Annotated in this window: 39 protein-coding genes; 23 read left to right on the plus strand and 16 right to left on the minus strand. The window is 61.7% G+C overall.

Annotated features, from left to right (window positions below; all coding sequences use genetic code 11):
* The first annotated feature begins 11 nt into the window (after positions 1-11).
* The 3 genes from CFR72_RS04455 (at position 12) to CFR72_RS04465 (ending at position 4283) form a co-directional block, all read left to right on the plus strand.
* Complete coding sequence (locus CFR72_RS04455) at positions 12-1655, plus strand: ABC transporter permease (protein ID WP_390670400.1); 1644 nt, start codon at positions 12-14, stop codon at positions 1653-1655.
* A gap of 9 nt (positions 1656-1664) precedes the next feature.
* Positions 1665-3032: an ABC transporter ATP-binding protein gene (locus CFR72_RS04460; RefSeq protein WP_110912838.1), complete on the plus strand. Its 1368-nt coding sequence runs from the start codon at positions 1665-1667 to the stop codon at positions 3030-3032.
* A 126-nt stretch (positions 3033-3158) separates the two neighbouring features.
* On the plus strand, positions 3159-4283 hold the full coding sequence (locus tag CFR72_RS04465) for a class I SAM-dependent methyltransferase (RefSeq protein ID WP_208629962.1): 1125 nt from the start codon (positions 3159-3161) through the stop codon (positions 4281-4283).
* Positions 4284-4325: 42 nt separating this feature from the next.
* On the opposite strand, the gene CFR72_RS17470 is transcribed toward CFR72_RS04465, so the two are convergent.
* From CFR72_RS17470 to CFR72_RS04525, 14 genes are all read right to left on the minus strand, one after another.
* A complete protein-coding gene (locus CFR72_RS17470) occupies positions 4326-4547 on the minus strand; it encodes a hypothetical protein (RefSeq protein ID WP_167400298.1) in 222 nt (73 codons plus the stop codon).
* 210 nt (positions 4548-4757) lie between these two features.
* Complete coding sequence (locus CFR72_RS04470; RefSeq protein ID WP_110912839.1) at positions 4758-4976, minus strand: helix-turn-helix transcriptional regulator; 219 nt, start codon at positions 4974-4976, stop codon at positions 4758-4760.
* A 5-nt stretch (positions 4977-4981) separates the two neighbouring features.
* Positions 4982-5203 carry a hypothetical protein gene (locus CFR72_RS04475; protein ID WP_110912840.1) on the minus strand — a complete coding sequence of 74 codons (222 nt, stop codon included), beginning with the start codon at positions 5201-5203 and terminating at the stop codon, positions 4982-4984.
* A complete protein-coding gene (locus CFR72_RS04480; protein ID WP_146220647.1) occupies positions 5196-5699 on the minus strand; it encodes a hypothetical protein in 504 nt (167 codons plus the stop codon). The genes CFR72_RS04475 and CFR72_RS04480 overlap by 8 nt, the downstream gene beginning before the upstream one ends.
* A complete protein-coding gene (locus tag CFR72_RS04485) occupies positions 5696-6238 on the minus strand; it encodes a hypothetical protein (protein WP_110912842.1) in 543 nt (180 codons plus the stop codon). The genes CFR72_RS04480 and CFR72_RS04485 overlap by 4 nt, the downstream gene beginning before the upstream one ends.
* Complete coding sequence (locus CFR72_RS04490; protein ID WP_110912843.1) at positions 6235-7134, minus strand: hypothetical protein; 900 nt, start codon at positions 7132-7134, stop codon at positions 6235-6237. Before CFR72_RS04490 ends, CFR72_RS04485 begins: the two co-directional genes overlap by 4 nt.
* Positions 7131-7547 (minus strand): hypothetical protein, encoded by a 417-nt coding sequence (locus CFR72_RS04495; RefSeq protein WP_110912844.1) that lies wholly within the window; start codon positions 7545-7547, stop codon positions 7131-7133. Before CFR72_RS04495 ends, CFR72_RS04490 begins: the two co-directional genes overlap by 4 nt.
* On the minus strand, positions 7544-7681 hold the full coding sequence (locus CFR72_RS17475) for a hypothetical protein (RefSeq protein WP_167400299.1): 138 nt from the start codon (positions 7679-7681) through the stop codon (positions 7544-7546). The genes CFR72_RS04495 and CFR72_RS17475 overlap by 4 nt, the downstream gene beginning before the upstream one ends.
* Positions 7678-7980: a hypothetical protein gene (locus tag CFR72_RS04500; protein WP_110912845.1), complete on the minus strand. Its 303-nt coding sequence runs from the start codon at positions 7978-7980 to the stop codon at positions 7678-7680. Before CFR72_RS04500 ends, CFR72_RS17475 begins: the two co-directional genes overlap by 4 nt.
* The gene (locus CFR72_RS04505; protein WP_110912846.1) at positions 7977-8264 is read right to left on the minus strand and encodes a hypothetical protein; all 288 of its coding nucleotides are present in this window, start codon (positions 8262-8264) and stop codon (positions 7977-7979) included. Before CFR72_RS04505 ends, CFR72_RS04500 begins: the two co-directional genes overlap by 4 nt.
* Positions 8261-8743 (minus strand): hypothetical protein, encoded by a 483-nt coding sequence (locus CFR72_RS04510; protein WP_146220648.1) that lies wholly within the window; start codon positions 8741-8743, stop codon positions 8261-8263. The genes CFR72_RS04505 and CFR72_RS04510 overlap by 4 nt, the downstream gene beginning before the upstream one ends.
* A gap of 92 nt (positions 8744-8835) precedes the next feature.
* The gene (locus tag CFR72_RS04515; protein ID WP_110912848.1) at positions 8836-9216 is read right to left on the minus strand and encodes a helix-turn-helix domain-containing protein; all 381 of its coding nucleotides are present in this window, start codon (positions 9214-9216) and stop codon (positions 8836-8838) included.
* Between the two features lie 357 nt (positions 9217-9573).
* On the minus strand, positions 9574-9834 hold the full coding sequence (locus CFR72_RS04520) for a hypothetical protein (RefSeq protein WP_110912849.1): 261 nt from the start codon (positions 9832-9834) through the stop codon (positions 9574-9576).
* A gap of 142 nt (positions 9835-9976) precedes the next feature.
* Positions 9977-10474 (minus strand): WYL domain-containing protein, encoded by a 498-nt coding sequence (locus CFR72_RS04525; RefSeq protein ID WP_110912850.1) that lies wholly within the window; start codon positions 10472-10474, stop codon positions 9977-9979.
* 241 nt (positions 10475-10715) lie between these two features.
* On the opposite strand from CFR72_RS04525, the gene CFR72_RS04530 reads away from it, so the two are divergent.
* The 13 genes from CFR72_RS04530 to CFR72_RS04590 all read left to right on the plus strand — a co-directional run bounded on the left by CFR72_RS04530 (position 10716) and on the right by CFR72_RS04590 (position 17589).
* Positions 10716-11321 (plus strand): hypothetical protein, encoded by a 606-nt coding sequence (locus CFR72_RS04530; RefSeq protein WP_110912851.1) that lies wholly within the window; start codon positions 10716-10718, stop codon positions 11319-11321.
* Positions 11321-11527, plus strand: a complete 207-nt coding sequence (locus tag CFR72_RS04535; protein ID WP_110912852.1) for a hypothetical protein — start codon at positions 11321-11323, stop codon at positions 11525-11527. Before CFR72_RS04530 ends, CFR72_RS04535 begins: the two co-directional genes overlap by 1 nt.
* Positions 11528-11711: 184 nt before the next feature.
* Complete coding sequence (locus tag CFR72_RS04540) at positions 11712-11957, plus strand: hypothetical protein (protein WP_167400300.1); 246 nt, start codon at positions 11712-11714, stop codon at positions 11955-11957.
* Positions 11942-12211 (plus strand): hypothetical protein, encoded by a 270-nt coding sequence (locus CFR72_RS04545; RefSeq protein ID WP_110912854.1) that lies wholly within the window; start codon positions 11942-11944, stop codon positions 12209-12211. The genes CFR72_RS04540 and CFR72_RS04545 overlap by 16 nt, the downstream gene beginning before the upstream one ends.
* Positions 12208-13416: a hypothetical protein gene (locus CFR72_RS04550; protein ID WP_110912855.1), complete on the plus strand. Its 1209-nt coding sequence runs from the start codon at positions 12208-12210 to the stop codon at positions 13414-13416. The genes CFR72_RS04545 and CFR72_RS04550 overlap by 4 nt, the downstream gene beginning before the upstream one ends.
* A complete protein-coding gene (locus tag CFR72_RS04555; RefSeq protein ID WP_110912856.1) occupies positions 13413-13616 on the plus strand; it encodes a hypothetical protein in 204 nt (67 codons plus the stop codon). The genes CFR72_RS04550 and CFR72_RS04555 overlap by 4 nt, the downstream gene beginning before the upstream one ends.
* The gene (locus CFR72_RS04560) at positions 13613-14251 is read left to right on the plus strand and encodes a TRM11 family methyltransferase (RefSeq protein WP_208629963.1); all 639 of its coding nucleotides are present in this window, start codon (positions 13613-13615) and stop codon (positions 14249-14251) included. Before CFR72_RS04555 ends, CFR72_RS04560 begins: the two co-directional genes overlap by 4 nt.
* Positions 14251-14475, plus strand: coding sequence for a hypothetical protein (locus tag CFR72_RS04565; protein ID WP_110912857.1), 225 nt, complete (start codon positions 14251-14253; stop codon positions 14473-14475). Before CFR72_RS04560 ends, CFR72_RS04565 begins: the two co-directional genes overlap by 1 nt.
* Before the next feature lie 175 nt (positions 14476-14650).
* Complete coding sequence (locus tag CFR72_RS04570) at positions 14651-15205, plus strand: hypothetical protein (protein WP_244182172.1); 555 nt, start codon at positions 14651-14653, stop codon at positions 15203-15205.
* Positions 15206-15318: 113 nt separating this feature from the next.
* Complete coding sequence (locus tag CFR72_RS04575; protein WP_167400301.1) at positions 15319-15723, plus strand: hypothetical protein; 405 nt, start codon at positions 15319-15321, stop codon at positions 15721-15723.
* A 161-nt stretch (positions 15724-15884) separates the two neighbouring features.
* On the plus strand, positions 15885-16760 hold the full coding sequence (locus tag CFR72_RS04580) for a tyrosine-type recombinase/integrase (protein ID WP_110912860.1): 876 nt from the start codon (positions 15885-15887) through the stop codon (positions 16758-16760).
* A gap of 44 nt (positions 16761-16804) precedes the next feature.
* Positions 16805-16984: a hypothetical protein gene (locus CFR72_RS04585; protein WP_110095746.1), complete on the plus strand. Its 180-nt coding sequence runs from the start codon at positions 16805-16807 to the stop codon at positions 16982-16984.
* On the plus strand, positions 16984-17589 hold the full coding sequence (locus tag CFR72_RS04590; RefSeq protein ID WP_244182177.1) for a DUF3164 family protein: 606 nt from the start codon (positions 16984-16986) through the stop codon (positions 17587-17589). Before CFR72_RS04585 ends, CFR72_RS04590 begins: the two co-directional genes overlap by 1 nt.
* Positions 17590-17640: 51 nt before the next feature.
* Here the strand turns inward: CFR72_RS04590 and CFR72_RS17100 are convergent, their stop codons facing one another.
* Positions 17641-17844 carry a hypothetical protein gene (locus CFR72_RS17100; RefSeq protein ID WP_146220649.1) on the minus strand — a complete coding sequence of 68 codons (204 nt, stop codon included), beginning with the start codon at positions 17842-17844 and terminating at the stop codon, positions 17641-17643.
* 115 nt (positions 17845-17959) lie between these two features.
* Here CFR72_RS17100 and CFR72_RS04595 point away from each other — a divergent pair, with 115 nt between their 5' ends.
* The 3 genes from CFR72_RS04595 to CFR72_RS17975 are packed head-to-tail and all read left to right on the plus strand — an operon-like array spanning position 17960 to position 19211.
* A complete protein-coding gene (locus CFR72_RS04595; RefSeq protein ID WP_110912862.1) occupies positions 17960-18577 on the plus strand; it encodes a hypothetical protein in 618 nt (205 codons plus the stop codon).
* A gap of 2 nt (positions 18578-18579) precedes the next feature.
* Positions 18580-18942 carry a hypothetical protein gene (locus CFR72_RS17970; RefSeq protein ID WP_244182173.1) on the plus strand — a complete coding sequence of 121 codons (363 nt, stop codon included), beginning with the start codon at positions 18580-18582 and terminating at the stop codon, positions 18940-18942.
* An 11-nt stretch (positions 18943-18953) separates the two neighbouring features.
* Positions 18954-19211, plus strand: coding sequence for a hypothetical protein (locus CFR72_RS17975; protein WP_244182174.1), 258 nt, complete (start codon positions 18954-18956; stop codon positions 19209-19211).
* 260 nt (positions 19212-19471) lie between these two features.
* Here CFR72_RS17975 and CFR72_RS17480 read toward each other — a convergent pair whose 3' ends face one another.
* Positions 19472-19945: a hypothetical protein gene (locus tag CFR72_RS17480; protein WP_167400302.1), complete on the minus strand. Its 474-nt coding sequence runs from the start codon at positions 19943-19945 to the stop codon at positions 19472-19474.
* On the opposite strand from CFR72_RS17480, the gene CFR72_RS04610 reads away from it, so the two are divergent.
* From CFR72_RS04610 to CFR72_RS04625, 4 genes are read left to right on the plus strand one after another with little or no spacing between them, the layout of a single operon-like run.
* Positions 19917-21938 (plus strand): phage terminase large subunit family protein, encoded by a 2022-nt coding sequence (locus CFR72_RS04610; RefSeq protein ID WP_110912863.1) that lies wholly within the window; start codon positions 19917-19919, stop codon positions 21936-21938. The two genes, CFR72_RS17480 and CFR72_RS04610, sit on opposite strands and share 29 nt — an antisense overlap.
* Positions 21939-21964: 26 nt before the next feature.
* Positions 21965-22261, plus strand: a complete 297-nt coding sequence (gene gpW / locus CFR72_RS04615; RefSeq protein WP_110912864.1) for a gpW family head-tail joining protein — start codon at positions 21965-21967, stop codon at positions 22259-22261.
* A gap of 26 nt (positions 22262-22287) precedes the next feature.
* On the plus strand, positions 22288-23910 hold the full coding sequence (locus CFR72_RS04620) for a phage portal protein (RefSeq protein ID WP_244182175.1): 1623 nt from the start codon (positions 22288-22290) through the stop codon (positions 23908-23910).
* Positions 23907-24734: a S49 family peptidase gene (locus tag CFR72_RS04625; protein WP_110912866.1), complete on the plus strand. Its 828-nt coding sequence runs from the start codon at positions 23907-23909 to the stop codon at positions 24732-24734. The genes CFR72_RS04620 and CFR72_RS04625 overlap by 4 nt, the downstream gene beginning before the upstream one ends.
* Positions 24735-24744: the final 10 nt, after the last annotated feature.

Genomic DNA, 24744 nt, shown 5'->3' on the forward strand with positions numbered 1-24744 from the left:
TTGTCATCCTGATGGGACTTGCCGTGGCGCTGGCCACGGTGGGACGGCGCATGCTGGTGCCGCTGCCGCCCGCCACGGCGCAGGTCATCCACCTCGATCCGATATGGCTGCCGGGCTATGCCCTACGCACGACGTTCCGCATGTTCGCCGCCCTGCTGGCGTCGGTGGCCTTCACCTTCACCTATGCCGTGTGGGCCGCGAAAAGCCGCCGCGCCGGGCAGATCCTGATCCCGGTGCTCGATATCCTGCAATCGGTGCCGATCCTTGGGTTCCTGACCTTTACGGTGGTCTTCTTCCTCGGGCTTTTCCCCGGGCAGATGATGGGCGCGGAACTTGCGGCGATCTTCACCATCTTCACCAGCCAGGCGTGGAACATGGCCTTCAGCATGTACCAGTCGCTGCGCACCGTGCCTGCCGACCTGGAGGAAGCGGCCCGCTGCTTCGGGCTGACGGCGTGGCAGCGGTTCTGGAGGCTGGAGGTGCCGTTCGCCATCCCGTCGCTGGTGTGGAACGCCATGATCTCCATGTCCGGGGGATGGTTCATGGTCGTCTATTCCGAGACGATCACCGTGGGTAACACGGACATCGCCCTGCCGGGTATCGGGTCGTATGTCGGCACCGCCATCGCGCATCGCGACCTGCCGGCGATCTTCTATGCCATCGTGACGATGCTGGTGGTCATCCTTGCCTATGACCAGTTGCTGTTCCGCCCGCTGGTCGCATGGTCGGCGCGTTTCAGTGTCGAGGACACGCAGGGCGAGGCCGCACCCGACCCGTGGGTGCTCGCACTCCTGCGCCGGACGTCGCTGCTGCGCCGCACCAGCGATGCGCTGGGCCGGGCGCTGACCTTCATCGGCTGGCTGCGGATCGGGCGCGCCCCCTCCGACGTCACGCCATCACATGTCTCGGGCCGCGTGCTCGACCTTGTCTGGTGGGCGTGCCTTGGCGTGTGCACGCTTGTGGTGGGGGAACGGGTGGTGGCCTATGCCGCCGGGCATTTCACCGCGTCGCAGGTGCTGCATGTCATGGGGCTGGGCGGACTGACGCTGCTGCGCGTGCTGGCGACGCTGCTGGTGGCGTCGCTGATATGGGTGCCGGTGGGCATCTGGCTGGGGCTTGATGCCCGCCGCGCACGCCGGGCGCAGTTCGTGGCACAGTTCATGGCCGCCTTTCCCGCCAACCTGTTCTTCCCGCTGTTCGTGCTGTTCATCGTGCGCTTCAACCTCAACAGCAACATCTGGCTGACGCCGCTGATGCTGCTGGGCACGCAGTGGTATATCCTGTTCAACATCGTCGCAGGCGCCGCGTCCTATCCCACCGACCTGCTCGAAGCGGCGCGCAATTTCCAGGTGCGTGGCCGGTTGTGGTGGATGCGCGTGATGCTGCCGGGTATCGTGCCGTTCTTCATCACCGGGGCGATCACCGCATCGGGCGGGGCGTGGAACGCCGCCATCGCCACGGAAATGGCAAGCTGGGGCTCCACCACGCTGCGCGCGCAGGGGCTTGGCGCCTATATCGCGCAGGCCACGATCGACGGCGCGACCGACCGCGTGGGGCTGGGGATGGTGGTGATGTCCATGTTCGTCCTGCTGTTCAACCGTGCGGTATGGCGTCCGCTGGCCAATTACGCCGCGCGCCACTTCACCTTCAACTGAAAGCCCGAGATGCCTTCCGCACCGCCCTCACCGCATACGCCCCCCGAAAGCGAGACCCTGGTCCGGATCATCGACTGCAAGCAGGCGTACCACAAGGAAAGCGCGACCGACCTTGTCGTGCTGGACAATGTGAACCTGACCCTGCATTCGGGGGAGATCGTGGGACTGCTGGGCCGTTCCGGGTCGGGCAAGTCCACGCTGCTGCGCATCATCGCCGGACTGCTGACGCCCACATCGGGCGAGGTGATCTGGAAGGGGAAGAAACTGACCGGCCCGGCCGCGGGCATCGCCATGGTGTTCCAGTCCTTTGCGCTGTTCCCGTGGCTGACGGTGCAGAAGAATGTCGAACTGGGGCTGGAGGCCAAGGGCGTTCCCGCGGCCGAGCGCGAGGACCTTGCCGAACGCGCGATCGACCTGATCGGGCTGGGCGGATATGAAAATGCCTATCCCAAGGAACTGTCAGGCGGCATGCGCCAGCGCGTGGGCCTGGCGCGCGCGCTGGTGGTGCATCCCGACCTGCTGCTGATGGATGAACCATTTTCGGCGCTTGATGTGCTGACGGCGGAAAACCTGCGCACCGACCTTGTGGAACTGTGGTCGGAGCGCAAGCTGCCGATCAAGTCGATCCTGCTGGTGACGCACAATATCGAGGAAGCGGTCCTGATGTGCGACCGCATCCTGATCTTTTCCTCCAACCCCGGGCGGGTGGCGCATGAACTCAGCGTGCCGTTCGACCATCCCCGCAACCGCGAGGACGCGGCCTTCCGGCAGTTCGTGGACCGTATCTATGCCCTGATGACCCGTCGCGCGCCGGTCATTTCCGAAGCCGACCTGACCGAGGCCGGGATGGCCACGGCCACCCCGCCGGTGGAAGCCATCGCGCTGCCCCGCCTGGCGATCAACACCATGGTCGGCATGATGGAGACACTGGCCGCCGACCCGCTGGACGGACGCGCCGACCTGCCGTTGCTCGCCAGTCGCCTGCAGCTTGAACTCGACGACCTGTTCCAGCTTGGCGAATCGTTGCAGTTGCTCGGCTTTGCGGAGCTTGAGGACGGGGACATCCTGCTGACGCCCGAGGGCATGCGCTTCGTCCAGAGCGAACATGACGAGCGCAAGCAGATCCTGTCGCACAGCCTGCTGCGCAACATCCCGATGGTCCGTTCCATCCGTTCGGTCCTGGACGAACGCCCCAACCACCGCGCCAGCGCCGAGCGGTTCCGCGACGAACTCGAAGACAGCATGTCACCCGATTATGCGAAACAGACGCTGCAGACCCTGATCGGGTGGGCGCGTTATGCCGAACTGTTCGACTTTGACGAGGAAGCGGACCAGCTTTTCCTTGATGATCGTGACCGGAGCAACGGTGCGGTCTGATTCGCGGCGATATGCCTTCTGTAAATCAGGATGTCGAAAATCTTAATTTTGACATTCCGGGCAGGCATGCCAGTCATCACGGAAAAATACCAATGAACGCATAAAATAACTGCATGCAGGGCGGATATGGACATCAGAAACACCATCCAGAAACTTGTTGATGCCTGCAAAGACCATGAAAAGAACAGCCGGATCACAAAAGGGGTCAGCCGGTACCTGAGCCGCGCCTGTGAACATAAGATACAGGCGATGCTGCGGCTGGTGGACCCGCAGTCCCGGCCGAACATGACGGTACTGAATGAAAGACTGCGGGATATCGACCTGATATCCCTCAATATAAAGGCGAACGGATACAGGCTGGCCCGCCTTCTGGCCGAAACGCTGCCCCCCGCCACCCATGACGGGCCGCAGGACATCCAGCCCGGATCGAAGCTGTGCACGCAGGAAGATATCGCCAGCGACTGGTCCAGATACTGGTCCAGCGAACTGAAGCTGCCGGTCGTGTTCCATCGGAAACTCTGGGAATATACCTATCTCCTGCAGGCGCTGCATGCTTCCGGCAACATCGCCCCCGGCCGGGTCGGGCTGGGTTTTGGCTGCGGGCTGGAACCCATCGCAAGCTACCTTGCCTCAAGGGAGGTGAAGGCGACCATCACGGACCTGCCCCCCGAACACCAGCGTGTCGCAGGCTGGGCCAGCAGCAACGAATATGTCGAGACGCTGGAAAAGGCGCATGTCGCGGACCTGGTGGACCGCGAACAGTTCATCCGCATGGTCAGCCACCGGCATGTGGACATGAATGCAATACCCGATGACCTGTCAGGGTTTGATTTCTGCTGGTCCGTCTGCGCGCTGGAGCATCTTGGCTCCATCCAGCAGGGGCTGGATTTCATCGAGGCCTCGCTGCGCACATTGCTGCCGGGCGGCACGGCGGTGCATACGACGGAGTTCAACATCAATCCCGAAGGCCCGACGATCGACAACTGGATGACGGTACTGTTCCAGAGGAAACATATCGAAGGGCTGGTGCAGAAACTCGAAAGCCAGGGCCACACGGTCGCCCCCCTCGATTTCAGTGCAGGCAGCCAGCCAATGGACCAGTTCATCGACATCCCGCCATGGAATGACGACCTGCTTGGCCCGGTGATGGGGCAACTGGACATGCGCCGCAACGCCAACCACCTGAAACTGTCGGTCGATGGCTTTGTCGTGACATGTTTCGCAATCACCATCACCAAGGGCGGTGGCTGACGTCGCAACATCATGTGGCGGCATGGATGACTGCATATGCCGTCACACGTTATTCAGCGCGATGAAGAATAGAGAAGTTTTCAGGCGCTGAATTCTTGGTTCTTTTGCCACCAGAATCGATGCGCGACCTGCCCCGGTCGTCAACCATCGGGCATGGGCGAAAGGTGCAAACCGCCCGAATCCGGTATTTTGTGCAGGTTTTATCGGAGCCTGGCATGCAGGATGGCGGCATCCGTCAGCATCATTCCCAAGCAGTCTTGCCATGGGACGTTTCCACGCGCCTTCACATGCCAGAAGCCATGCGCCGGAAACGATAGATTTCTTGGATTTCTGTCAGTCACCGTTCTTCCCTGTCATGGAAGGATTGGAGGCGGGCGTCTATCAATCTTTTAATATAAAAGACTGTTTTTAAAAGTTTTTTATAAAGTTTTTAAAAACGATACCCCCGGAGATACCCCCAGATATTTTTGATTGTCAGGCTGCTATATTCAACTCACGGCGTAGGTCGATCCACTGCTGCACTTCGGTTTCATTCCATCTGACACAGTTAGGACCCAAGCGGATCGGCAAGGGGAACCCCGAGTCCTCGATCCGGCGGTAAAGGGTCCGGATCGTGACCCGCAAGCGCGATGCGACCTCTTTTGCTGTCAGCAGCTGATCCAAGTTTGGTCCTCCTATCGATTCTTCAGCCATTTGCCTCACTCCCCCTGCCCTTCCTGTTTCACCCAAGCGACTGATCCGCGCGCCAGCCCGACCCTGCGCCCGTCACGCACCACAGCGCTGCCCCGGAATGCGATCCGGCATGGACCGCCGTCCTCTTTCACGAGGCCGATGAACTGGCCATTTCCGGTGCCGTGGATCTCGACGTCGTAGACCTCACGACCGAACTGCAGGTCGCGAAATAGAGTCGATTCAGCCATTGCCGTTCTCCGCGTTCATGGCAGCATCAATAGCGGCGCGCGCTGTAGGATGACCGCTTGATCGACACACCTGATCCGTGGCCACAAGAAATCCGTCGTCGAACTTACGCAACTCAGGGAAACGCCGACTTTCCAGCCAATCCAACCGTGCGGTATCATGCGCCGCGCAGTAGCCATCGTGGGCATCAATCGCAGAACGTACGATGCCGGTCAGTTCCTTGGTCGTAACCTGCATCATTTCCGGATCCCCATCCGGTGATGTGCGGTCAGGTAATTCGGCAACAGCCCTCACGACATCGAATGGCACGGTATAAAGAGCCACGCGTTCCAATTTGCGCCCGCACTGGATGGGAGTGCCCGCTACGCGCACCAGCGTCTTAGCGAACCGACGCACATCCGGGTCGTGCAGGTTCCATTCCGCGCGGAACCGCTCCACCTGTTCGTCGGTCAGATGCGTAGGGATGATGTAATGATTAGGTTTCTCCGTCATTTTCACGCCGCTTTCGTCAATATGCCGGCAGGACGATTACCTTGGACCGCTTCCCGCAACTGCTGCCGCATCATCCCTATCGGGCCGTTTATTTCCGTGATCTCTGCGCCAGCCGCGATGTATCCGGCGCTCTGAAACTCCCGCACGTACCACCGCATCACCGTCAGGTAGGTCCGGCCGCCGCATAGGATCACGCGTCCGAACTGGCGGTCCTGTGCCAGCGTCGCCATCTCGCAGATTGCGCGGTTACCGAAGGAAGTCGGGCATGCCCCGGCCGGTGCCTTGGGCCAGAGTGCATGCACGCCCTGCGCCACCAGTTCGTCCGCAATGCGGGGTGTCAGGATCTTGTTGTAGGGCAACATCATTGTGGTCGCGGCGATAAAGCCGTGATGGGCGGACACAACAGCCACAGACACGTCAGGCCCGCAGTCGCAGGTTTTCAGCGTCTGCCACAGCGGCCCTGTGTAGCGGTCACGCGCCGGCATCCACCTTTCGCCGGGGTCCTTGGTGGCCGAGCAGCCCATGACCAGCAGGGTCAGGCTCATGCCGCGCACTCCCCGGCATCCACTAGGCCGGCCTCGATGATCTTGCGGCAGGCGAACTGGACGGCCCCGATCTGTCGGCGCTGCGAATAGGTGTAGTCGTAGGTTGCCTCCACGCTACCCTCGTACAGGCAGGTCAGATCGGCGCTGCCGAGGTCAGTGAGACGTCGCTCCAGTTCATCCTTGATTTCCCAACGGCCCATATGCGTGGTGACCATGGACGGCGGGTCATATTGCGGCAGCCCGCTCCAGTCGCGACCGAACGTATTCCGCCACAGACTCAGCCAGCGCTCCCAGCACGGCTCGTAACTGTAGAACCGGCCGACATCAGGTTTGTCGAACCACATGGACATGACCGCGTCTTCGGGAACCTGCAGGACAAACCTGCGCGGATCCGTCTCCTCCAGACCGATGCGGCAATCGTCCCGCGTGCCTGCCACGACCGCGCGGCGGTAGTCCTGACAGGCGTGGCGATAGCCGTCACGCAGTTTCGTGCAGATGACCTCGTACTGTTTGCGGCCGTCTTCTTTTTCGACCAGGACGTGGCGCCGTCTCTCGGTGCCGTTCAGTTCCTCGATGACGGGCGCGTTCGCCCAGGCGATGATGTCCTCCAGCGTGCGCGCCTCGTCATAGGACCGGCGTTCCCCTGTTTTTTCCATCAGGTATTCGAACTCGGCGTCGACCGCCCATGTGATGGCACCCGCGAACGTCGCGCATGCGGGAAAACAGGTCAGCGTGATATCGCCGAAATCACCGGACAGGATCAGTTTCCCGCGTATCCACGTCAGGTTGAACCAGTAGGACGATCCGCCGCTCGGTTTCCGGAAATGGAATGTCCGGGCCTCGGCTTCCGTCATCAGGTGATCGGCGATTTCAGGTGGTGTCTGCAGGCGGGTCATACCGGCTCCCCCATCATGTCTTGTAACAGCATGCGCGTATCAGTCCGATCGATCTGATCGGTGGTGGCGAATGTCAGCAGCGGCCAGCGTTCGTTCATGGCAATGGCATCAGGCAGCGACATCAACACCAGGCGGTAACGACGCCCGTATCCGCCCTGATACCGGGTTACGGTCCCGTCACGGCACAGCATGTCGGAACCGGTCGGGTGCCGGATCACGTCAACCACCACGCCGGTCCAGATAGGCGTGGCATACGCATAGGTTTCGTCCATCGGGATATCACTGACCAGCCGACGCCAGTGCGCGGGGCGCGGCGGCAGCAGCTGACGCACGTGGTCCGGCACCACTGCGGGCGGGACCGGGCGCAGCGACGCGATATATTCGACCAGGTCGAGTTGCTGTGCCGTGATCATGGCAGGCACCCCACGAACAGCAGCACCAGCCCGCCCCAGATCAGGGAAAACAACAGGGCGTAGGCTGCGACCTCTTCAGCCGTTGGCAGGCGGTCGCGCAGGCGTTCGACCTGCCGGTCGGACAGCGGAGTCATTGCGTGGCCTCCTGCTTCGGATGCCTGATGGCGATGATATACGGGGACAGGTGCGGACTGATGTCCGCAGTCATGTCGATCCCAAGATCGGTCAGTTCGACCACGATTTCTGCAGCCTGCCTGCCCAGAATGGGCAGGACATCAGACCCGCGCAATGCAGCGATGACGCCACCGGAACTGAAGTGCGTCCAAAGAGGAAAACGGCAATGAGGAAACTCGGCCGCCTCTTCGAACGCCTTCATGGCGCATTTTAACATGTCACGCAGGGACTGAACCTTTTCCAGATCATCAAGCTTCATGACCGCACCTTCCCCTCATTGCGGCGCGCCCAGTTCTGGGCCTCGATCTCCGGGCCTTCCGCATGGAATGCGCCCATGATCAGGTCCTCCAGATCCCGCAGGCGGGCGTCGGCCTGGCGGGCGTGGGAGCGCGCGGTACTGCGTGCCCCTGCCGCGCGGTAGTCCTTGACCGTCAGGAAATACATGCGGAACTGGGAGTGCAGGTTGATCGTGGCGGCTTGGCCAGCCTGTGGCAGTCGGGCGATCAGGTCGCCGGCGGGCACGGGCGTGAAATCGTGGGTCATGCCGCACCTCCCATACGCACGCCCTGTGCGGAACGGCGCAGCCGCGCCTGTTCCGGCGTTTCGCCGGGGCGAGGGCGGCCCCCGAGCGTTTTAATCGGGGAACGGGAATCGCCCTCCCTCGCAACTTCAGCGGCAAGTACCAAGGCCTGAAGATTGGTCCATTTCTGGTGGGCATCGATCATGGCCGATGGCGTTACGTTATCGGCCATCAGGCCCCTCGACAGCAGGCGCATCATCTGGAGCGCGGCCGTTTGCCGCATGTTGACCAGATGTGGCACCGGACATGACGGTGCGACCTTTCCTGCCTCGGCAATGAATACGAGAGCCCGGGCCTCGATATCTTCGGAAAAATCTACTCCCTCTTCGAAAGCCGCGCGCCAGCGCATGGTCCAGGTGATGAGTGACTGGCGCGGCGGATCGAGGCGCGAAAGCGCGGGGGTATCGGTTGGTGACGGAGTCACATTGGAATCGGCAGACACGAAAAAACCTCCATCGCGGGTGGCGATGAAGGAACGTTAGCGCTGCTAATGAAACCGTGGCAAGAAAAAAGTTAGCGCCGCTAACTATGGGCCTATTTTTTCTGTAACGACGCCGCCATCCCTTTTAGGGCAGCAAGCAAAATAGCGTGCTGGTCCATAGGCACTTCGCGTAGCAAGGTAAGGAGTTCAAGTTCATTTTTTGTTTGTGCACGGGCGAGTTCATCGGGCTCATTTCCTGTCAGCAACCACGTAGTGGTCGTACCTAAAGCCATTGCAAGAGCCTCAAATCTCTTGGGTTTTGCTGTTGCCCGCCCAGTCTCGTATTGGGTTACGGCATTGCCTGTTACACCAATCATGCCCCCAAGTTCTTCAGCCGTGAACCCCAAAAGTTCCCTTTTCGTTCGTATTCGTGTCCCAATAGCTAGAGCGCGAGGGTCCGGCTGCCTAGGTTTGGATTTGGGTTTTTCATTCATGCTCAACGCTTAACCAGCCATCTTAGCGCTGCATCCTTAATTTGCTTGCGCCGTATCGTTAGCATTGCTAACCATTCACTCATGCGAGACCGTATCCTCGAAGAAATTTTTCAGCGTAGGGGCGCTGTCACCAAAATTGCTGCCGCATGCGGCATCAGTACCGCTGCTGTCTCAAAGTGGCGGCGCGTGCCCAAGCGTCGTGTGCAAATTGTTTCGAGTTTGGTCGGTAGGCCGCCCGCTGATCTACGTCCGGATATGTTCGGATCAACGCCAGAGACCGAACGGCAGGGGGCGGCATGAACGTCACAGTCATTCAAGGCCAGACCGGCCATATCGGCTGGTCCGGCCCTGCCAAAATCAGAGAGTGCGTTTCAGCACATCGATCAGCCACTGACTCATCTCGTTTGGCGAAAGGTCAGGGAATGCCTTATTGGGGGAATTTACCTGCACCTGCACGTTCACGAACCCCAGCGACTCCCCCTCCTTATCGCCATCGGGCGTCACGAGAAGGTTCATTTCCAAACGCTGCGGGGAAATCTGCTGGGAAGAATACTGCGGCTCGCTCCTGGTCAATGTTACTGCGTGCTGCACATTCAAATTTACAAGAATTGAAGCCATTTGGCCTGTTCTCCATGGTGGTTGTGATGGTCGTCATGGGGTTCCACGCGGGCCGGTCGGTTGCACGACCGGCCCGTAACGGGATTATGGCAGCATCGGCTCCCCAGCGCGAACAGCGGGGGGCGGCCTGAAGATGCCCACATCAATCCCAAATCCGCTGCTGCCACAGGTATCTGCCGATATTGGGAATGTCCTCTCCCGTCTCGGCATCGGCTGCACCCTGAATACGGCTGTATTTGAACTGGCGCGGTGCCCTGCGCAGCTCGCAGTACGCATGGATGTCGGTGATGATCACCACGTTGTCCTTGTTGACGTAAAAATCGAGCTTCTGCGGCACGATCGTGCGCTGCGTGGCCTCCCCTGCCCCATCCTCGTAGTCGATGATGATCCGCGTCCTGTGGATCTCGACCGTGGTGATTTCCTGCTTGGCGCGAGGCTGGCGCGGATTGGGCGGCGCGACCTCGATCGTGTTCCAGTCGTGGACGATCTTCTGCGTACCCGTTCTGGCAAACAGGACGTGGATCATGGCTACTGGGAACAGAAGCCAGCCGTAGATCAGCCACAGGAAAAACGAGCGTCCCTTCACGGCAGCGATAATGCCAGGCAGAGACAGCATCAGAAGGATGAGAATCAGGCCCATCGGCCACGCCGTCCTTCATCCGCATGCCGCCCTTTAGCGGCCTCCCATATCGCCAATGTCGAATCCTCCATGGGTGGTGTTGCAACAACCATGGTGGGCCAAGCGGACCGGTCGGGCAATCGACCGGTCCGTAAGGGCGCTCGTGCGCCCGCACGACAGACATATGCACCGCGTGCTCCCGCCTGTGCGGTCGAGCCGGTGCGCTCCCCAGTTTCCCCACTGCTACAGGAACAGAGACATCATGGATTATGATTTCATGGATGCCGGACAAAAGACCAGGCTGTGGTGCCTGCAGGCGGCAATCGAGGCGCCATACGGGAAACTCGGCGCCTATCGCGATCTGACCGGCGCCATCATCAACCGTGCGGACAGGTTTCATGATTACGTCCTGCGCGGCAAGCCGCCAGTGACAGAGGCAACCCCTGCACATGTTCATGGTGACGATGGCAAACGGGGCGGTCGCCCCTGGCCTGACACTGATGCTGCTGCCCCTGCCCCGGATGCGTCGGCCGGTGATGCGCAGGTGACAGATCGCCGCCCCCCTTTGACCGAGAAAACGCGGAGCTTGATTTCGGAAGGCGTGGACAAGCTCACCCCCCTGATCGAGTGCCTGTACGTGATGGGCGGGAGGATAGAGCAGACTGATATCGGTGATGGTGTGACGATGTTTACCATCATTACTCCGCATGACGGACTCATGCCGCCCTCGGCTGACTTTGCACGTATGGCCGCCCAGGTTGAGATGGTGCTTACGGTCCTGCATGAGGTGGGCTGCCGTCTGAATGTGCATTCTCTCGTGCCCGGTCTCCCCCCGACCGTCCACTGGACGATGCCTGCGGGCTTCTGATGTCCATCCCCTCACCCACCGCCATGATTGCGGGCGCAACCTGCCAGTGGATCGACGGGGACGTGCGGCGTGACGCGCGTCCTGCGTTCTGCGGCAGGCCTGCGTGCGTGCGTCGTGTGTGGTGTGGTGAACATGCGGTGCGTGTTTTCCGCCAGCCGCGTGCGGATGAGCGTACCGAAACCGAGAAAGATGGAGACGCATCATGATGATGTTCCAATCTGTTGGTTTGCGGCGCATGCCCCGTCTGTCACCCACGATGGATGGGGCATGCGCCGCTTCATTGTGCCGTCTCCTTTCCCGAAAAACCCTTATCTCGACTCCGAATAATCGAGATCATGGAGGATTTTCGTGGAAAAGGCTCGTGCGCAAAGTACCCAAAAGAGTCGTTTTATGATTGCCGCAGCCTATCGCGACACCCTCTGCGCTGTCCTGCAGCGCAAATATGGGCGCGTCAGGAACGGCGCAAAGATCCTTGCGCGCAGTATCGAGGCCAGCCCGCGCACCGTCCAGAAATGGATTGCCGGGACCGCCGCGCCGCGCGGGGAGGAGCTGCTGAAACTGATGTCCGAATGTGACGAACTGCGGGACGAGATTTTCCGCCTGGTAGAGGAAGGCAAGCGATGCCCGGACGAATAATCCCGCGCGGTATTGCCATCGAGTACGGCCGCAATTTCGGCCTGCGCTATGACCGGGGCGACATGCCATCGATCAGCCTGTTTGTCGTGCGCGTCTATGCGCTGCGTGACGGGATGGCAGGCATTGTGCTGCGTTTCGTCGGCGACCGCCAGCAGCTGCGCGAGGCCCGCGACGAGATCACGCGCCTGAAAGACAAGTGCGCGGACCAGTGCCGGGACTGCCCGCTCCTACCGGGGAGGCAGGATCCGTCATGACGTTACTCCCGACGATTGCCGAGTTTGACCTGGCGGGCGTTCCCGCGTGGAACCTGATCCGGTCTCTGCCCGCCGAGGCACGCGGCGTGGACCATTCCCTGGTCGATACATTGCGGTCCCACCGCATGATCGTGCTGCGCAGTGGCGGGCACATGTTGTCGGATCAGGAGGTGGCCGCGTTCATCTGTGAACAGCCCGACGTGCTGGCGCGCACCCTGCCGGTGATCGAGCAGTGGGGGTTCGCCGCCCGTGACGATGACGGGGCGCTGTATAGCCCTCACCTGCTGGCGCGTGAACTGCGGCGGCAGGACCGTGCGCGGCGGCGGGCAGAACGGGACAAGGCGCTGCGCCGGTTCGAGGCCGCCCAGGCGGCGGGGGAGATCGCGCCGGATGCGACGCTGCGGAGCGTGACGGCCAAGGCCAATGGCAGTTCGGGCGGCCGACCGCGCAAGGGCGAGACGCCTGAACAGGCCCGGATCCGGCGTGCGCAGGAGGCCGAGGAGGCACGGCGCCAGCGGCGCATGCCCCTGATGCGGTCGCTGCCGGGTGCGGAAACCGAAACCCGAAACCCAAACCAAAAACCGAAATCGGTTTCGGTTTCCGGGGTTTCGGTTTCCGGATCGGGTTTTTCGGTTCCGTTAGATATAGGTATAGATTCAGATATTAATCTAAAACCTACATCTACACCTGACGAACCGGAAAACCCGGCGGACCAAACCGAACAGCCGGTGCAGGCCGTGACGGTTTCGCCCGAGGTCCTCGCCACCACGGTCGAGCGTGTGATCGAGGTCGCGGGATTCACGCTCGGGAAACGCAACCAGTATCCGGCGGTGCACAAATGGCTGTCGCAGGGCTGTCCGCCTGACCTGCTGATCGAGGCGGTCAAGGCGCACCGGGCCACGATGGACAGCGCACCGGAGCATATGGGCGCGTTCCAGGCGGCGATCCGGGCGGCATGGGAACAATCCCTCATCAACGCACCGGAGCCTGCGCCCCAGCGGGAAATCCCGGCATGGGAGGTGCAGGCCCGCGCCGATCTGGCGGCAGACCAGCTGGCATTTTCCGTGATGTTCGAGGAAAACCGCGATTACGGGCAGGCCCGGCGGCGCTGGGCCGAGGAAGCGGCGCGGCTGGGACGTCCGACGGCGGACCTGAAACTGGACGCGTATCTGGCGGCCTATCGCCCGGTGGAGCAGGAAGCATGAAACAGCGGTTTCGCAAAGGGGCGCGGGAGGTCATCCTGTATGCCGAGGCACTGGGCTACACCTACTCGATCACCGGGCACAACACCCTGCGGTTCTGCCATCCATCAGCGCAGAAACCGGTTTTCGGATCAGCCCAGACAGGCGATCCGCGCGGCCTGAAAAACCTGCGCGCGGAACTGCGTCGGGCGCTGGCGTCGTGAACGCCCATTCGGGCTACGACCGGGTTGCCGATGACTGGTATGTCGAGCCGCCGTGGGCCGTGGATGCCCTGATCACGGCCGAGGCAACGGTACGCCCCCTGCGCGGCCGGGTGCTGGACCCGTGCTGTGGCGCGGGGAACGTGCCGACGCAGCTGGCGGGCGTCGAGGACGTCATCCCCATCGGGACCGACCTGCGACCGCGCAGGCCGGATATCGCGACGATGGATTTCCGCGACAGCCTGCGCCAGTTCCGCCCCGACAGCGTCGTGTCCAATCCCCCCTACAACCAGGCGCAGGAGTTTATCGAGGTCGCCCTGCTGCACACGTGGGATCGCGTGTGCGTCGTGCTGCGGCTGGGGTTTCTGGCGGGGCAGAAGCGCCGCGCGTGGTGGCCCCAGACCTGTTTTGCGCGGCTGTGGGTGTCGAGCGTGCGCATGAACATGCCACCGGGCGACCGCGCCGTGGCGGGGAAAGGTGGCACGGTCGATTACGCCTGGTTCGTGTTCGAGCGTGGATATCGCGGATCCCCGATTGTCGGCTGGCTGCCGGATGTCGGCCGACCGCCTCGACAGCGGCGCAGGCATGCTCCCGATTGTGAGACAATTTCCGTTCCCGGTGCAGAGGAGGTGCTGTGATGTTCGATTGGTTGTTCAGGCGGTTTCGACCGGATCGCGATGAGGTTGCGAAGCTCCGGCGGGAAAACCGGGATCTGGGGCGCGAACTGGCGGGCACTCAGCTGGCGCTTGCCATGATGCGGGTGCAGCGCGACGACGCGTTGAAAATGTCGGAGCGTCGTGACCGGCACGGCAGGTTTGTTGCGCAGGGCGCTCGGATGACCGAGCATCGCATCAGGCTGTGACACTGGAAGTCTTTGTCGGAAAACCGCGATTTTCAGTGTGTTGCAGGCTGTTTTGACGTCAAAACGGGTCTATACTCATCCCCAATTCCTGGCCGCTGTTCGCCCACCTTCCACCGACCGGGTGGCATTTCAAAGGCGCGGACATGCCGGGATCTATCAAACTGAAAGGCCAAGCGTGTCAGTCGCAGCGCTTTCCGGCCGTCGGACCCGTCAGTCCGCACATTCTCGTCCAGCGCCGCGCGATCGCGGTGACATCCCCTCACCCGAACGTCTCGCCCATGGCGATCTGGCGGATGTCTCTGTCAAACTCAAACCGGACGGCCCATCGACCGAGGTGCTGCGCACGTGCGCGGGCCTGTATGGCCTGCGCCGCTCCGGGAAAATCACCGAGGGCCAGGTCAGATTTGCCCAGATGTGGGCCGTGGATTACGAGATCGGTGTCCTGGGCGGCAGCGACCCGGAAATGGAGCGCGGTGCAAAACGGGGCGATATTCATGACGCCATGATCGGGCGCATGGGGTCTGCCGCGCGCCGGGACTATATCCGCCAGCGCATCGGTGCGCGCGGCGAGCAGCTGCTTGTGCTGCTGATGATTGATGGGCTGTCGTTGATGGATATGGCGGCCAGACTGAAACAGGACCGGCGCAGCGCCGCTGGCGTGCTGTGTTTCCTGCTGGAGCAACTGGAGGAACATTACGACGAGATGCCGGGACCATTATGGAAGGGTTGACGTGCCCACCAATTTAAGACAAATATGGCAAACTATCGTTATGCGTGGGTCCAGAGAATGGACGCCACGCTTTTTTTATGCCCGGACGGGCGTTCCCAAAATCGAGTCATCTGATGAAACCATCGCCGATGCTGACGCGCGGCGACGTTGTCGCGCGTGGGAATGCGCGCGGCATCGTCGTGACCGTGACGGAAACGCGCGTCCTGGTCGTGCCAATCGTCTGGGGTTCGGCATGCCTTCATAGGGCAGATGTCGCGCCGATTGCGTGGGAGGCGACGTTCTCCTTGCGCGGCGCGATCATCCATTGCGGCCAGTGGGCGTGGGCTGATGCTGGTCGGCAGAAACGCGTTGGCCAAGTGTGCGTGCAGACAATGCAGGCGGTCATGGCCGCGATGCGGCGCGAGGTCGAGGCACGCCAGACCGAACGCCTGCCCGCCGGGCTGGTCCGTTCGACGCTGGCGTTCGGCCCGATGATGGGCAGTCGCGGGCGTCGCGTCGGCGCGCCGTCGCTGGGATGATTGAAGCGGCGAAAGCCGGGATCATAACCCGGTCTTATGTGACAGCCCTGCGGCAGCAGGGCGGGACATAACTCCTACAGACCCCGGAAATCAGGGACATAACTGTAGTTATGCCCCGTTTTTCGACGGTCGTTTTCGGGTCAATAATCTAGGCGTTTCAAATGGTTAGTGGAGATCGTGCCCGATCGCCCGCCACGATGGCCCCATCTGCCCGCAATATCTCGGCGGATGAAATGCTCATCCGGTCGTGGCTCCACAACCGGAGTGACAACACCCGCGATGCCTATGGGCGGGACGCCCGAGCCTTCCTCGCCTTCACGGGCAAGACGCTGGGCGAGGTCGTGCTGGCGGACCTGCAACTATGGTTCGACAGCCTGGAATGCGCGGACGCCACGCGTCGGCGGAAGCTGGCCGCCGTCAAATCTCTGCTGTCGTTTGGCGCACGGCTGGGGATGCTGCCCTCTGACGTGGGCGCGGCGTTCCGCATGGAACGCGGACGCGACACGCTGCATGAGCGCATCCTGACGCAGGAGGACGTCGCCCGCATGATCGACGGGGAAGATGATCCCCGCAAGCGGGCGTTCCTGCGTGTTCTCTACGTCATGGGTCTTCGTCTTCGTGAGGCATGCGGCCTCACGTGGCGGAGCATGACCCGCCGCCAGCAGGGCGGCATTGCCACTGTCCACGGCAAGGGGGGCAAGACCCGTTCGGTCCTGGTGCCCGCCAAGCTGTGGAAGGAGCTCGTGGCGCTGCGCGTTGATAACCGGCCTGACGGGCCGGTGGTCCCCGGCCACGATGGCGGCTCTCTTCACGCAAAGGCGGGGGACCGCATCGTGAAGAGGGCCGCGAAGCGAGCGGGGCTGTCCCCTGCCGTATCGGCACACTGGCTACGACATGCCTGCGCATCGCACGCGCAGGACCGGGGCGCACCGCCCCATGTTGTCCAGGCCACGCTGGGACATGCCTCGCTCGCCACCACGACACGATACAGCCACGTCCGCGAAGGTGACGGCGCTGGCAAATATCTGGACCCGTAGCGCGCGGCGCGCAGGCCCCCTCACCCGTGAAACAAGGAAGACCCATGAAGCCGAGCCACAGGCCCCGCAAACCCGCCACGGACGTCACCGTGTGGGAACGTGCCGCCGCGCATTACCGTCGCATCACCCAGCGTGACCGTCGCCCCGGCGTGAAAATCTGGGCAGCGGGTCGCGCGCAGGAATGCGCGGCGAACATGCGCGCGGCACAGCGGGAGGCCGCGTGATGGTGCCCGACGGCTATATGCAGGATTCCGCCGGCCGCCTGGTGCCGCGCGACAAGGTCAAGCCGCAGGACCTGATGATCGACGACCTGGTGCAGGATCGTTTTGCCGAGGCTGCCGTCCTGCGTGAGCAGCTCAAATCGTTCCGGCAGGTCTCGATGGAAAACATCCATACGGCACTGGCGCTTATTACCGAGCAGTATGGCGCGACCTATGGTGGGCAGAAGGGCAACATCACCCTGATGAGTTTCGACGGCCGCCGTCGGATCACCATTGCGATAGGCGATTCCATTTCGTTCGGGCCGGAACTGCAGGCCGCCAAGGCGCTGATCGACAATTGCCTGGAGCGCTGGTCCGAAGGCGCTGATGCGAACCTCAAGGTCATCGTGACGGACGCGTTCGAGGTCGGCAAGGAAGGCAAGATCCGCACCGACAAAATTTTGGGGCTGCGCCGCCTCAATATCGAGGACGAGGAATGGCAGCGTGCGATGCAGGCCATCAGCGACAGCATCCGCATTGATACGACCAAGGCGTACCTGCGGTTTCATGAGCGCAACGGGCCGGACGACGATTTCAGGCAGGTGCCGCTCGATATCGCGCGCGCTTGACCGATTGCCAATGCGCAATCGGTCAAGCTTCATTATGATGTTAAAACTCTTTTAAGGTGTTGGTGGACGATGACGACGTTCCAGTTCTTCAGCAATTTCATGAATTGCTTCAAGAATAGGTGCTACCGCTTGTGATGCTTGCGGAGTTGGATTGTCACCATTCGTCGCGCAGCAGTTTTTATACACTTGTTCAAGAATTTCCTGTTGAGTTTTGAGAACTGCATCAGTTCTTTTGCCAATCGGAAGTAAAGCCATTAAAAAACTCCTATGAATATTACAATAAATCTATTAAATTATAGATTTACAATAAATTAGACCTCTCAATTCTTCTAGGTCAATTCCTTCCTGCTTTAGAAAATAGGATACTCTTATGCACCATGTGCACATCAGCACGGAATTTATGTTCGTGTGCCTGCTGTTCATCCTCTGTGTCGTCGCACTGTTCGCATGGCTGTCCTGGTCGAAGCGGCAGGACAGCATCCGCCGAAAGATGATTGACCAGGAACACGAGGAACGGATGGAGCGGATCCGGCGCCTTCAAGATGAGCAGGTGGCACGCCGGGTCACGGCGAACGTGGCGTCGCGTCCGTCGGTGCCAGTTTCTGGCACGGATGGTGCGGTTTCCCCGCGTCCGACCATGTCTCCGCGTCCGGCGTCTGATGCGTATGACAGCACGGCGGTTCCGGCAGTTGCCCCTGCCCCGGTCATCGTCAATGCCGGAGCATCGCGCGGCGGCGACAATGGCTTTCTGGAAGGTGCGCTGCTGGGCGGCATCGCCGGATCGGTGATGGGTTCCGACCGCGGACATGACACGGTGATCGAGCGCACGTTCAGCGAGCCTGCACCCGCACCTGCGCCGGATCCGTTCGCCGGAAGCGGAAACGATGCGGGTTCCGGCGGGTTCAGTTACAGCGGCAGCGGTGGCGATACCGGCGGTGGCTTTGACTGCGGCAGCAGTGGGTTCGATAGCGGTGGCTGCGATTTCTGATTATGGGTGACCTGTCCATCACGCTGGATACATCACGGATCCAGCGTGATCTGTCAGACATGCAGAAGCAGATTCCGTATGCCACGTCCGTTGCCGTAAACAGCCTCGCCTTCGATGCCATGCGCTTGGAGAACAGCGCGATGTCGGAAATATTCGACCATCCGCGCCCCTTCACTACGCGTGCAACGCAGGTGAACAAGGCAACGAAAAGCAACCCGACGGCAGTCGTATCGCTCCGTGACCAGCAGGCGAAATATCTGACCCCATACGAAACGGGCGGCGATCACTGGGTCGGTGCACGGGTGACCTGCTCGTGCCGGTCGATGGCAGGACAGATGCATATGGCCAGATCCCACGTGGGCTGATCAAACGGCTGTTGGCGCGTCCTGATGTGTTTGCGGGAACGGTGCGTGGCATTCGTGGCATATGGCAGCGTCCAACCCGCGGCACGCGTCGCGACGGCACGAGTGGTACCAAAGGAGCTGTCGGTCTGAAGCTGCTCTACATGTTCAGGCCTAACAAGGCAGTGGATAAGCATCTCGACTTCGAGCAGCGCGCCGTGGAGATGGTCCAGCGTGAAGGCCCGAAGGCCATCGAGGCGGCGATCCTGAAAACCATCCGGACGGCCCGCTGATCCACGGGCGGCCCTGATGCACGGGAGGGTCGCCCTCCCCGCGTAGGGAATGCCTTGGGTCCTTCCTGCGACTTTTCGCATCGCGGGGTTGCGCGAGCCCGTACGGTCTCTAGCTGAGATAAAATTTTCAGGTTGCAGTTGCAGTTGCACATTCCGTGAAAAAATCCTCAATCAGCCAGAGTGAGGCCGCGCGCCGCGCAGGCGTAAGTCGAGCGGCAATTCAAAAACATCTGGCTTCTGGCAGGATTGTTTCCGATGGCTCACGCGTGGATATCGCGTCTTTCGAGGAATGGCTTGCCGAGCGCACAGACCTGCAACCTGCCCCGCAACCAGAGGTGCGACCACGGTTGCAGGTTGCAGATGGGGTTGCACCCATCAATGACTTGCGGCCGGACCTGATACCCGACGAGGCATGTCAGCAAATTGATGCCGGAATGGCTCCGTATTAGACACCAGAAGCCATCCGCATTGAGAAAAATTACGCAGCTCTGACGCGCAAGTTCGAATACGACCTCAGAGCCGGAAAGGTCGTTGAAAGCGCAAGGGTGGTCGAGACAGTTGGCGAGGAATACGCCCGAGTGCGCACCAAGCTGCTCGCCATGGCCGCCGAGAAAGCCCCATCCCTGCACCGCTGCAAGACCGTGGCTGAAGTGCAGGACCGCCTGACCACGCTTGTTACACGCGTCCTGGAAGAACTGACTGCGGATGGAGATCCTGCCACCGGGTAGCGGCATGTATGCGCGCGGACTGCTACTGTTCCGGGCTGAACTGGCGCGCGTCCGCCGGGAAACACTCAAGCCGCCGCCGCGTCTGACCCTGAGCCAGTGGGCGGCCAGATATGCGGTCCTCTCACGGGAATCCAGTGCCGAGACGGGACGATTCGAGGCTTTCGCCTACCAGAACGGCATCATGGATGCGTTCACTGATCCAGTCATCGAGCGGATCTACGTCAAGAAATCCGCCCGCGTCGGCTATACGAAGATCCTTGACCACGCTGTCGGCTATTACCTGCAGCAGGACCCCTGTCCGATCCTGCTGGTACAGCCGCGTGAAACGGATGCCGAGGACTACAGCAAGAGCGAAATCGCTCCCATGCTGCGTGATACGCCAGTCCTGGCAGCCCTGACAGGCGATCCCAAATCGCGTTCGTCGTCCCAGACGCTGCTCAAGAAGACCCTGCTGAACGGGTCATCACTGACGCTGGTAGGGGCGAACAGCCCAGGCGGCTTCCGTCGTATCACGGCCCGCATCGTGCTGTTCGACGAGGTGGACGGCTATCCGGTCAACGGCGCGGGTAGCGAAGGCGACCAGATCGCGCTGGGTGCCAAGCGGTCGGAGACATTCTGGAACCGCAAGATCGCGGCCGGATCCACCCCGACCATCGCGGGCCTGAGCCGGATCGAGAGCCTGTATGAGCTGGGCGACCGGCGACGCTATTACGTGCCCTGTCCCCATTGCGGGGAAAAGCAGCCTCTGGAATGGGGCGGACCGGACACGGCCCATGACATCAAGTGGGACAAGGACCAGGACGGCAACCATCTTCCGGAAACCGCCCATTACGTGTGCCGGCACAATGGCTGCATCATCGAGGAAGCCGACAAGCCCGGCATGATCGATGCCGGGGAATGGGTGGCGCATGCCCCGTTCAAGGGCATCGCCTCCTTCCATATCTGGGCCGGTTATTCCCTGTTCCCGAATGCCAGTTGGTCCAAGCTGGTAGCTGAATGGCTGGACGTCAAAAACGACGCGCTCAAGCGCCAGACCTTCATCAACCTCACGCTGGGCGAGGCTTACGAAGATCGCGGCGACGGTGCGCTGAATGAAATCAGCCTGGCTGCCCGCGTGGAAGTCTGGCCCGGGGAAGTTCCGGACGGCGTAGCCATGCTGACAGCCGGCGGCGACACCCAGGACGACCGTGTCGAACTGGAGATCGTCGGCTGGGGCCGGAATGAGGAACGCTGGTCCATCGCCCATATCGTCATCGAGGGCGATCCGGATGGCCCTGAACTGTGGGAACGGGTGGACGCGGTTCTCAAGCGGCAGTGGTATCGCGCCGATGGCCGTCCGTTCAGCGTGTCCGCCGCCTGCATCGATTCAGGTGGCCATCATACCCAGAAGGTCTACGAGTTCTGTCGCGCACGACTAGGCCGCAGGATATGGGCCGTGAAGGGCGAGTCAGCACGTGGTGTGGCCAGATCCCCGGTCTGGCCGACAAAGCGCCCCAGCGCGCGTAACAAAGCGGCTTTCCGTCCTGTGATTATCGGGGTCAACGCGGCGAAGGACGTAATCCGCAGCCGCCTGCACCTGCCCCAGCCGGAACCCGGTAAGCCAGCACCCGGATATATGCATTTCCCGGCTGACCGCGACATCAACTACTTCGCCCAGTTGGTGGCGGAACGGTCCGTCCGGAAGACCAAGGGAGGCCAGACATACCGCGTCTGGGAGAAGATTCCCGGCCGCGCAAACGAAGCGCTCGACCTCGCAGTCTACAGTTACGCCGCCCTGTGCGGCCTCCTGTATCTGGGTCTGAGGCTGAATAAGAAGGCCGATGACATCGCGGCGGAAAAGGTCGAGCACCCGCCGCTGCCGCCATCCGAACCGGTACAGGAGGACGGCAGCCCGCTGCATGACGGCATGGGGGTACAGTCGCTCACCGTCACGCGCCGGGATCCGCAGTCAACTGACGGATCCAAACGCAAACGATCATGGGCGGAACGCCTGCCCTGATCCGGTAAAAAAGGAGATGCCCCTTTATGATGGGCAGTCCCTATCCCTTCCTGCCGCAGGCCACCTACGATCCTGCCACCAGCATTCTGGCAGGCATGTCGCAGGACCAGTTGCGGACGGCACTGAGCACCGCGCAGCAGACCCTCATTGCACTCCAGTCCGGTCAGAAGGTGGTATCGGTCAGCTACGCACAGGGCGATGGCAGCCGGTCTGTCACCTACAATCAGGCCTCCATTTCCAACCTGACCATGCTGATCCAGCAACTGCAGCGCCAGTTGGGTATCCCCGGCGTGCGCCGTAGGGCACTGAGGCCTGTATTCTGATGGGCGTCGGTGATTTCATCCGTAGGATGGCATCGCCTCTGGTTCCAAAATCCGGCCCCGGTCGGCGCATCATCAACGCGCTGACCTCGCCTTTCGGAACACCGTATGACGCGGCCGACATGTATGGCCAGCGCATGCAGGGATGGCAGCCCTACCTAGGCTCCGCCGATACGGAACTGAACCCGTATCGTGACCGGATCGTCAGCCGCGTGCGTGACATGGTCCGCAATGACGGCTGGGCATCGGGGGCGGTTACACGGACACTGGACAATGCCATCGGCGTCAAGCTTCGCCCCATATCGAAGCCTGATTACCGCGCCCTTGCCCGCCTGAGCGGAAACACCGCTTTCGACGCGGTATGGGCCAAAGAGTATGCGCAGGCCGTCGACGCCCACTGGCGCACATGGGCGGACGATCCGCTGCGCTACAATGACACCGAGCGCATGCTGACCTTTGGCCAGCAGATGCATCTGGCCTTCCGCCACCTCATCGTGGACGGAGATGCCCTGGCACTGCTGCCGTGGATGGAGGACCGGGTCGGCCTTGGTGCTGCGCAATATGCCACGACCGTCCAGATCATCGATCCGGACCGCCTGAGCAATCCGCAGCAGACCTTCGACCTCAAGAACATGCGTAACGGCGTCGAGATCGATCCCGCCAGTGGCGCGCCCATCGCTTACTGGATCCGCAGGGCCCATCAGGCCGACTGGTACAGCGCGGCCGACACGGTCGTATGGGACCGCTACGAGCGGGAGACGAAATGGGGCCGCCCCAACGTGGTGCACATGTTCGAGCACCATCGCGGCTCCCAGCATCGCGGCGGTGCGGGCATCCTCACACCCGTCCTGCAGCGCCTGAAAATGCTGATCAAATATGACGGGACCGAACTGGATGCCGCGATCATCAACGCGACGTTCGCGGCCTACATCGAAAGCCCATTCGATCCCGCCATGACGGCCGAGGGTATGGAGGGTGGCGACGAACAGCTCGCCTATTACCAGGACCAGCGCATCGCCTTCCACCAGCATCGGAACATCTCGCTTGCGGGATCCCGCATGCCGATCCTGTTCCCGGGCGAGAAGATCAACACCGTCTCGGCAACCCGACCGGCCAGCAACTTCCGCGACTTCGAGCGCGCTGTGCTGAACAACGTCGCCAGTGGCGCGGGCCTTTCGCCCATGCAGGTCAGCAATGACTGGTCGGACGTGAACTATTCATCCGCCCGTGGATCCCTGTTGGAAGCATGGAAGACCATGAAGCGCCGGCGGGATGATTTCAGCATCGGCTTTCCAACCCTGATCCGCCTGGCATGGCTGGAAGAGTCCATGGAAGAGGATGCCCTGCCGCTGCCGCGCAGTGCGCCCCCGTTCATCCAGGCGCGCGCGGCCTATGCCCGTGCCATCTGGCTTGGTCCTGGTCGTGGATGGATCGACCCGGTGGCTGAAAAACAGGGCGCCGTGCTCGGCATGGATGCAGGCCTTTCCACCCTTGAGACCGAATGTGCGGAGAACGAAGGCGCAGATTGGGAAGAAACTCTCGATCAGCGCGCCATCGAAGTGCAGGCGTTCAAGGACCGCAACCTGCCGACCCCGGAATGGGCCGGGCAGAACCTTGCATCGAAAACCGACAGGAAACCGGAAGCAGAATGAAGAGCCTCGCGCTTGCCCAGCGAATACTGGGTCGTCCGCTTGCCCTCACGCCTGACCGCATGGAGGTCGTGCGGCACCTGCTGGCCCATGGTTCGGATGACATGGCCATGTTCGGCCCCATTCAGGAAAAGGCGGATCGCGACCCCGTGCTGGGCACCGTGATTTCCGATGTGGCCGTCATCCCCGTTTCCGGTGTCCTGCTGCCCGGTGAAAGTCCCGGCTGGTGGTGGAGCGGAGCGACGTTCTACGAGGACATCAATGTCGCCTTCCAGCAGGCTATCGATGATCCGTCCATCAAGGCCGTTGTCCTCCTGGTCGACAGTCCCGGCGGAACGGTCGCCGGATGCTTCGACCTGGCCGACCGCATTTACGAAGGACGCGGGGCAAAGCCCATCGTCGCGATCGTAAACGAAAGCGCCTATTCCGCCGCCTATGCCCTCGCCAGTTCGGCCGACACGATTGTCGTGCCGCGTACGGGCGGCGTCGGTTCGATCGGTGTCGTCGGCATGCATGTCGACATTACCGGGGCGCTGGAACAGGCAGGCATCAAGGTCACGACCTTCCAGTTCGGCGACCAGAAAACAGATTCCTATCCCACGACGACCATGTCGGAAGAGGCCGCCAAGCGGTTTCAGGCCGACATCAATGCGATGGGTGAACTGTTTGTCGCCACGGTTGCACGCAACCGCGACATTCCGGCCGACCGTGTGCGCGCTACACAGGCCGGAACCTTCCTCGGCCAGACTGGCGTCGATGCCGGTCTGGCCGATGCCGTGATGGGGGCAGAGGCGGCATTCCGCGAACTGCTCGACACGATCGGCTGATTTCTCCCTT

The organism is Gluconacetobacter entanii (assembly GCF_003206495.1).
Classification (GTDB): domain Bacteria; phylum Pseudomonadota; class Alphaproteobacteria; order Acetobacterales; family Acetobacteraceae; genus Novacetimonas; species Novacetimonas entanii.

Bases quoted from the DNA above. Each gene is read 5' to 3' on its own strand.
- CFR72_RS04585 (WP_110095746.1), top strand. From the start codon at position 16,805: ATGAAGCCGAGCCACAGGCCCCGCAAACCCGCCACGGACGTCACCGTG.
- CFR72_RS17480 (WP_167400302.1), bottom strand. From the start codon at position 19,945: ATGCCGCTACCCGGTGGCAGGATCTCCATCCGCAGTCAGTTCTTCCAG.
- gpW (WP_110912864.1), top strand. From the start codon at position 21,965: ATGATGGGCAGTCCCTATCCCTTCCTGCCGCAGGCCACCTACGATCCT.
- CFR72_RS04455 (WP_390670400.1), top strand. From the start codon at position 12: ATGGGACTTGCCGTGGCGCTGGCCACGGTGGGACGGCGCATGCTGGTG.
- CFR72_RS04520 (WP_110912849.1), bottom strand. From the start codon at position 9,834: ATGGCTTCAATTCTTGTAAATTTGAATGTGCAGCACGCAGTAACATTG.
- CFR72_RS04515 (WP_110912848.1), bottom strand. From the start codon at position 9,216: ATGAATGAAAAACCCAAATCCAAACCTAGGCAGCCGGACCCTCGCGCT.
- CFR72_RS17470 (WP_167400298.1), bottom strand. From the start codon at position 4,547: ATGGCAAGACTGCTTGGGAATGATGCTGACGGATGCCGCCATCCTGCA.
- CFR72_RS04500 (WP_110912845.1), bottom strand. From the start codon at position 7,980: ATGAAGCTTGATGATCTGGAAAAGGTTCAGTCCCTGCGTGACATGTTA.
- CFR72_RS04470 (WP_110912839.1), bottom strand. From the start codon at position 4,976: ATGGCTGAAGAATCGATAGGAGGACCAAACTTGGATCAGCTGCTGACA.
- CFR72_RS04545 (WP_110912854.1), top strand. From the start codon at position 11,942: ATGCCCGGACGAATAATCCCGCGCGGTATTGCCATCGAGTACGGCCGC.
- CFR72_RS04610 (WP_110912863.1), top strand. From the start codon at position 19,917: ATGGAGATCCTGCCACCGGGTAGCGGCATGTATGCGCGCGGACTGCTA.
- CFR72_RS04590 (WP_244182177.1), top strand. From the start codon at position 16,984: ATGGTGCCCGACGGCTATATGCAGGATTCCGCCGGCCGCCTGGTGCCG.
- CFR72_RS04595 (WP_110912862.1), top strand. From the start codon at position 17,960: ATGCACCATGTGCACATCAGCACGGAATTTATGTTCGTGTGCCTGCTG.
- CFR72_RS04485 (WP_110912842.1), bottom strand. From the start codon at position 6,238: ATGAGCCTGACCCTGCTGGTCATGGGCTGCTCGGCCACCAAGGACCCC.
- CFR72_RS04475 (WP_110912840.1), bottom strand. From the start codon at position 5,203: ATGGCTGAATCGACTCTATTTCGCGACCTGCAGTTCGGTCGTGAGGTC.
- CFR72_RS04580 (WP_110912860.1), top strand. From the start codon at position 15,885: ATGGTTAGTGGAGATCGTGCCCGATCGCCCGCCACGATGGCCCCATCT.
- CFR72_RS04540 (WP_167400300.1), top strand. From the start codon at position 11,712: ATGATTGCCGCAGCCTATCGCGACACCCTCTGCGCTGTCCTGCAGCGC.
- CFR72_RS04530 (WP_110912851.1), top strand. From the start codon at position 10,716: ATGGATTATGATTTCATGGATGCCGGACAAAAGACCAGGCTGTGGTGC.
- CFR72_RS04495 (WP_110912844.1), bottom strand. From the start codon at position 7,547: ATGATCACGGCACAGCAACTCGACCTGGTCGAATATATCGCGTCGCTG.
- CFR72_RS04555 (WP_110912856.1), top strand. From the start codon at position 13,413: ATGAAACAGCGGTTTCGCAAAGGGGCGCGGGAGGTCATCCTGTATGCC.
- CFR72_RS17100 (WP_146220649.1), bottom strand. From the start codon at position 17,844: ATGGCTTTACTTCCGATTGGCAAAAGAACTGATGCAGTTCTCAAAACT.
- CFR72_RS04525 (WP_110912850.1), bottom strand. From the start codon at position 10,474: ATGGGCCTGATTCTCATCCTTCTGATGCTGTCTCTGCCTGGCATTATC.
- CFR72_RS17475 (WP_167400299.1), bottom strand. From the start codon at position 7,681: ATGACTCCGCTGTCCGACCGGCAGGTCGAACGCCTGCGCGACCGCCTG.
- CFR72_RS04535 (WP_110912852.1), top strand. From the start codon at position 11,321: ATGTCCATCCCCTCACCCACCGCCATGATTGCGGGCGCAACCTGCCAG.
- CFR72_RS04490 (WP_110912843.1), bottom strand. From the start codon at position 7,134: ATGACCCGCCTGCAGACACCACCTGAAATCGCCGATCACCTGATGACG.
- CFR72_RS04465 (WP_208629962.1), top strand. From the start codon at position 3,159: ATGGACATCAGAAACACCATCCAGAAACTTGTTGATGCCTGCAAAGAC.
- CFR72_RS04620 (WP_244182175.1), top strand. From the start codon at position 22,288: ATGGCATCGCCTCTGGTTCCAAAATCCGGCCCCGGTCGGCGCATCATC.
- CFR72_RS04575 (WP_167400301.1), top strand. From the start codon at position 15,319: ATGAAACCATCGCCGATGCTGACGCGCGGCGACGTTGTCGCGCGTGGG.
- CFR72_RS04565 (WP_110912857.1), top strand. From the start codon at position 14,251: ATGTTCGATTGGTTGTTCAGGCGGTTTCGACCGGATCGCGATGAGGTT.
- CFR72_RS04625 (WP_110912866.1), top strand. From the start codon at position 23,907: ATGAAGAGCCTCGCGCTTGCCCAGCGAATACTGGGTCGTCCGCTTGCC.
- CFR72_RS04505 (WP_110912846.1), bottom strand. From the start codon at position 8,264: ATGACCCACGATTTCACGCCCGTGCCCGCCGGCGACCTGATCGCCCGA.
- CFR72_RS17970 (WP_244182173.1), top strand. From the start codon at position 18,580: ATGGGTGACCTGTCCATCACGCTGGATACATCACGGATCCAGCGTGAT.
- CFR72_RS04550 (WP_110912855.1), top strand. From the start codon at position 12,208: ATGACGTTACTCCCGACGATTGCCGAGTTTGACCTGGCGGGCGTTCCC.
- CFR72_RS04460 (WP_110912838.1), top strand. From the start codon at position 1,665: ATGCCTTCCGCACCGCCCTCACCGCATACGCCCCCCGAAAGCGAGACC.